Below are 5,279 nucleotides of genomic sequence, written 5' to 3'. Positions count from 1 at the left end.
TTTAATTGATCGTTGCAATGTCATTTACTTTTTTAATACGAAAAGAAAGTAGTACGGGCAAGCTACGGGTTTGTCTAGCAAACCCCGAAAAAGGTTTTTCGCTTGGTAGGAGCTTCCTACGACCTTTGCATATTATTCAGTGCTCACTTTTTCAAAGTGGACGCTGAAGTATGCTGTCGTTTCACTCGAATTTAAAACGAAAACCCGTATTTTGAAAACAGTTAGAAAGAGCATAAGGGGAAACTGACCCCACTTTCAGTGTGGTACTAGGCAAAGCCTAGTGTTATCGTGGGTACGATTTTTTTAAAAAAAGGCACAGTTTTGTACCTATACAAAAAGCAAAAAAGGTACAGTCTTGTACCTCGTTTTCTTGCACTGGTTTTTTTTTGTTTTTTGTAAATCACAAGTTCAAAGACGAGTGCGCACTTACACACCCCTTTGAAAAGGGTGTGGTGCTTCTGCTCATATTGAGTAGTTTACAAGGTGATTCACCTTGCCAATGCTCACGCATGGTTTTAAAATTCGCTCTGCTCATGTTTGATGGAAATATGAAAAATTGTTGGGTGAGATCAAGTAAGATTCAAGATAGAATAACAATGCTTAAGTAACAAATTCAACGCCAAAAAAGTAGCCCAAGACCTTCCCTTTTTGAAAAAAGGAAACGCCAAAAACTTCTATAAATCAACCCCCAACCCCCAAATTCTTGGGGGCTCCCTCGCCGGTTGGCAGTTTCCAAATGTGCATTTGGAAAAGCCGTAAGGGTGGAGAATCACCTCTCGTATCAACTCCTTAAATTCCTTTTGCTATCGCTCCAGTCAGACATTTATCGTTGACACTTCCCGAAGACTATCCTTTTGGCCAAATAAAAAAGACCGTCAATAGACGACCCCTTAGTCAGACATGGAATCCAGAGATTTTATTTTTATTAAAATCCGAGGATCCGTTGAAACGTCTTTTCAGTTTCAATGGACCGCAGGATTCCAACAACGAAACGAAGTGAAGGCGATAGAAATTCATTTCACAAGAGAACAGCATTAGTCGGATGTGGTAATTTAAAAGGTATCGGATAGTTATTTATCGAATGCTAATAAACGGGGTGGTAGACGCTATGGAAAATGAATTCGGATACTTTTCTAAAGATGTAGCTATTGAATTAGAAATCACAACATCAACACTAAGAAGATGGTCAATTGAATTAGAAAAGGAAGGCTATTCTTTTCATAGAAATGAAAAAGATCAACGCATTTATTATGAGCGTGACTTTAAAGCGTTCAGGGAGTTGAAAAAGCTTCTTGCCAATTCTGTACCCGTTGCGGACGCTGTAAGGGCTATTGCATCAAGGGATTTGGTTAGTGAAAATGCAGAGCAAACGCCAAGCGTGTATTCAGAAATGATACGTTTATCTAAGCGTGAATTAGAGGTAATTGTTAAAAAGGCAATTGAGGAAGAAAGAGAAGTACTTCTTGATGCATTGCAAGAAAAAATGAATGAAACAATTGAGATGCGTGATAGGTTATTAACCCAACAATTAAAAAATACGTTCGAGGAAAATAGAAGAATGCTCGAAGATCAAAACCAAGAAACGATTAAGGTTCCCTGGTGGAGAAAACTATTTCAAAAGTAAACAGGGATTTTGATGACAATTTACTACAAAAAATGAAGTACATAAAAAACAAACGAGCCAAAGAAAATAAAAAAACGCTAGTTTTCAACTAATCGGGTGCAAATTCATCTTCAAGAATCGCACCCGTTACTACAATAAGAAATAAAATTATGCAGGTTCTCTACATTTCCCATACTTTTTATTTAATTCAAATTTTTCTACTTTATACTTTTGCATTACCCAACCTACTGTTTCATAATCCTTCCTTACGGTAACAGTAAAGACGTCGAGAGGATTATGTGGTCCCGTGTAAGTCGTTCCTTCCAGCTCTGCTTCAAAAAGCATAGAACCTGGATGATCCAATTTTTTTATGTTAATCACCTTTAAACACATAAATCCTATTTCTTTGGTAGTTCCATAATGATCTTGGACTGCTACATACATCTGTGGTTGCAAAAGATCAATCACAGCATCTTCTAATATGTTCTCTCTTGTAGCCTTTGTACTTGTTGGTAAATCCTCTTCAGCATTTGTAGTGATAGTTGGCAATAACAGCATATAAAAAACAAGCATTATCTTTCGCATCTATTCACCTACCCTGTTTACAGGATATTTTCCCCCGATATTAAAATAATATTCGTGTTTAATTAAAGAACCCATTACTTAATATGGCCCGTTCACCTGATATGGACGCAATCGTTTGTACTCCAATCGCACCCGATTACAGAAAAAAACTTTTATTTAAAGTATACTTACTGACGATTTTGCTTTTCTTCATCTTTAATACCTTGGGTAGCGTCATCGAATGGTGTATACATATTATTAACTTTCTTTTTTCTACCAACAACATTGTATACAGCTAAAATTAGTAGTCCCAGAAAAATTATTCCCACGATAAGAACTAGTATATTCCCCAAATTTAGACCCTCCATTTCTTACATTAATCCAATTGGAATTAAATTATTATTTAAGCTTTTTATACTTCGACCATTTGGCCCGATTGCGATATAGGCGATCACTTATTAAGCAATCGCACCCATTTGCGGAAGTTCTTTTACCAATTAAATATCAACATTATGACGCTTGATACAAGGAATACAGCAAAAAATGCAAGTATGTAATAAGTCTTTCCTTGTTTTTGGGTTCTATTTTTCTTTTCGTAATCCTTCCAACCAATAAATAAACCTACGAACATTCCTATAATTCCTAAGCGTAAAATCAAAATTACATAGTCATAAATGGGCTTATAAGAAATTTCGTAACTACCATTTCCCAAATCTTGTACATCTTTATAACTAACAAATAAAATTGAAACAGCTAATCCTATTAGTAACCCATATAAACCTGACTTCTGTAACTTCTTTTCCATATCTGTCCCCCATCATTCTCTAGAATTTGGCCCGTTTGTTGAATATTAAATATATACTTAACCTTCTGCTATCATATCATAATTACCACAAAAATCCTTTTTTTAATATACTTGTAGGATATGCATTCTACATACACCATTAGTTAACATAAGGCCTGTTGTCGGCAGTTGGCCCCGACAGCTAACCCCTTGCAAGTCCTCCATTCATCCCCTAACGTCTTTGATCTTCTTTATGCAGGAAATATACATCATTGCATTAACAACCTTTCTGGTGAACGTCTGACTTGTCTAAACGAATAAATATACAAATAAGCTTTGTAAAGTTCGCCAAATTAAAAAAGATCACTCACCCCTTTTAAAATCGTTTTAAAGGGTGCTAGTGATCTTTTAGCGTTTTTGTATAGTTACATGTCATATTTTGGACGAGGTTCCTTAGGCGTGCTTCTGTGACTTCGTATAGCTGGATTAAATAGACTTTGAGAGTTGGACAAGTTATTTTATCGTTCTCTATTTTTCTAGTAATTTTTTATCTTTTGTTTTTTGTCTCTGGAATTGGTTATTAATCTTCGTTTTTAGCGATGCTTATATATAATATATGTTTTAAAGATTATTAGTTCTATTAGTTCCCTTTATCAACTCCGCGAGCCCTAGAGCCGCAAGGGCTACAGCTTTCTATTGTGTAAAATACTCCCTTCTATTGTGTAAAATACTCCCTTCTAACGTGTAAAATACTCCTTTCCCATTGTGTATTCGGTAAAAATTGAATACACTGTATTGGGTAGCAGGTTTCGGTTATACACAGTCGAGGTAGATCGAACAATAAAATTCAATAGGGGGTAGGACATGGCTAGAAAAAATGAAAAAGAAAAATTAATCGACTATGAGAATAGTATTAAAAAAAGTAATGAGCTATCTATGGCTAAACTTAATCACGGTCTAAACTTAAATCAAATGCAGTTACTGGCCTATGCAATATATTCAACACAAAATGATGGAAATACAGCATTCCAAAAATACGAATTTGAAAATAAGTTTGAGATAGAACAATACCGAACCGAAGATGCTTATAAGGACAGCCAAAGGATTTCTGTATTACAATTTAGTACTCAAAATTTAGAAGAAAGAAAATTTAGGTTTGTAAACGTATTTAGTTCAATTGATTACAATGACGGAAAGTTTATTTTTGAATGGAATGTAAACTTTTTACCGCACATCTTAGAATTAAAAGACCATTATGTTCTAACTGATTTAGCGATAACATCCCAATTCAAAAGCGGTTTTTCTTGGACTTTATATGAATATTTAAAGGCTCATTATGGTTATTGGCACAAGGAGTTATCTAAAGAAGCCTTAATGAATTTGTTCGGGGTCGAAGATAGAAAGACATACCAATCAAGCACTGCGCAGTTGAAAAGGGGGGTATTGGATGTAGCAATTGAAGAGTTAAATCGGTACACGGAACTTGAAGTCTGGTACACGGAAAAGAAAGTAGGCCGTGCAATTGTTAGTTTTATTTTACATTGGTCCACAGGTGAAAAGGTTGCTGGCGCAACAGAGGGACAAATGAATTTGTTAAGGAAGATCCATGACAGTGTTATGAATGACATGATGTCTTACTTAGCATTAAAAGATGAAAAAAATCTTGCGGAGGCACGAACTCATATCCTTGCTATGAATGAAATTAATATTGTCGCAAGCAAAGGGTTAACTACAAAAAAAGCAGATATACATATTCAAAATGCAAAACATCATTTCAGACAGCTAGAGATTATAAGTGCTAGAGATAAAAATAAGAAGGTCCCTTTTTATAACTGGCTTGAAGAAAGAGAATAAAGTTTACTAGAAAAAAAGGCGACTGCTGCGGTCACCTTTTTTATTTTTGATTCAATTATTTATTTTAAAATTCGAGCGAAGCGACAACTGATTCGAGAGGGGATTTTGAAAAAATAAACACTCAGAATTAGTAAAGGTATTAGGATTTATCCTAATACGTCGAAAACTCGTTTTCGGGGTTTGTCATGACAAACCCGTAGCTTGCCGTACTTTATTTTATTGTTATAGCCCCTGCGGGAAACCCATTATGCAGCGACTTTTTTCGAAGATAAAATCACTGCGTGTAAATGGGCACTCTCTTTCAAACCCGTGAATTTTAATTTTCGTTTAATTGATCGTTGCAATGTCATTTACTTTTTTAATACGAAAAGAAAGTAGTACGGGCAAGCTACGGGTTTGTCTAGCAAACCCCGAAAAAGGTTTTTCGCTTGGTAGGAGCTTCCTACGACCTTTGCATATTATTCAGTGCTCACT

Annotated in this window: 5 protein-coding genes; 2 read left to right on the top strand and 3 right to left on the bottom strand. The window is 35.4% G+C overall.

The annotated features are described in order from the left end of the window. Positions 1-1,108 precede the first annotated feature (1,108 nt). Positions 1,109-1,624: a DNA-binding protein gene (locus KSU66_RS21275; RefSeq protein ID WP_269053456.1), complete on the top strand. Its 516-nt coding sequence runs from the start codon at positions 1,109-1,111 to the stop codon at positions 1,622-1,624. Between the two features lie 147 nt (positions 1,625-1,771). On the opposite strand, the gene KSU66_RS21270 is transcribed toward KSU66_RS21275, so the two are convergent. The 3 genes from KSU66_RS21270 to KSU66_RS21260 form a co-directional block, all read right to left on the bottom strand. Further along, a complete protein-coding gene (locus tag KSU66_RS21270) occupies positions 1,772-2,188 on the bottom strand; it encodes a DUF3888 domain-containing protein (RefSeq protein ID WP_269053455.1) in 417 nt (138 codons plus the stop codon). Between the two features lie 167 nt (positions 2,189-2,355). After that, positions 2,356-2,520: a hypothetical protein gene (locus KSU66_RS21265; RefSeq protein WP_269053454.1), complete on the bottom strand. Its 165-nt coding sequence runs from the start codon at positions 2,518-2,520 to the stop codon at positions 2,356-2,358. A gap of 137 nt (positions 2,521-2,657) precedes the next feature. Further along, entirely contained in the window at positions 2,658-2,972 is a 315-nt protein-coding gene (locus KSU66_RS21260; protein WP_269053453.1) for a hypothetical protein, read from the bottom strand. 843 nt (positions 2,973-3,815) lie between these two features. Here KSU66_RS21260 and KSU66_RS21255 point away from each other — a divergent pair. Beyond that, complete coding sequence (locus KSU66_RS21255) at positions 3,816-4,805, top strand: replication initiation protein (RefSeq protein ID WP_269053452.1); 990 nt, start codon at positions 3,816-3,818, stop codon at positions 4,803-4,805. The last annotated feature ends 474 nt before the right edge of the window (positions 4,806-5,279 follow it).

The organism is Sporosarcina sp. G11-34, from assembly GCF_026931025.1.
Note: the sequence above shows the minus strand (reverse complement) of the source record. Positions and strands in the feature narration are given on the sequence as shown.

Bases quoted from the DNA above. Each gene is read 5' to 3' on its own strand.
- KSU66_RS21270 (WP_269053455.1), bottom strand. From the start codon at position 2,188: ATGCGAAAGATAATGCTTGTTTTTTATATGCTGTTATTGCCAACTATC.
- KSU66_RS21275 (WP_269053456.1), top strand. From the start codon at position 1,109: ATGGAAAATGAATTCGGATACTTTTCTAAAGATGTAGCTATTGAATTA.
- KSU66_RS21260 (WP_269053453.1), bottom strand. From the start codon at position 2,972: ATGGAAAAGAAGTTACAGAAGTCAGGTTTATATGGGTTACTAATAGGA.
- KSU66_RS21255 (WP_269053452.1), top strand. From the start codon at position 3,816: ATGGCTAGAAAAAATGAAAAAGAAAAATTAATCGACTATGAGAATAGT.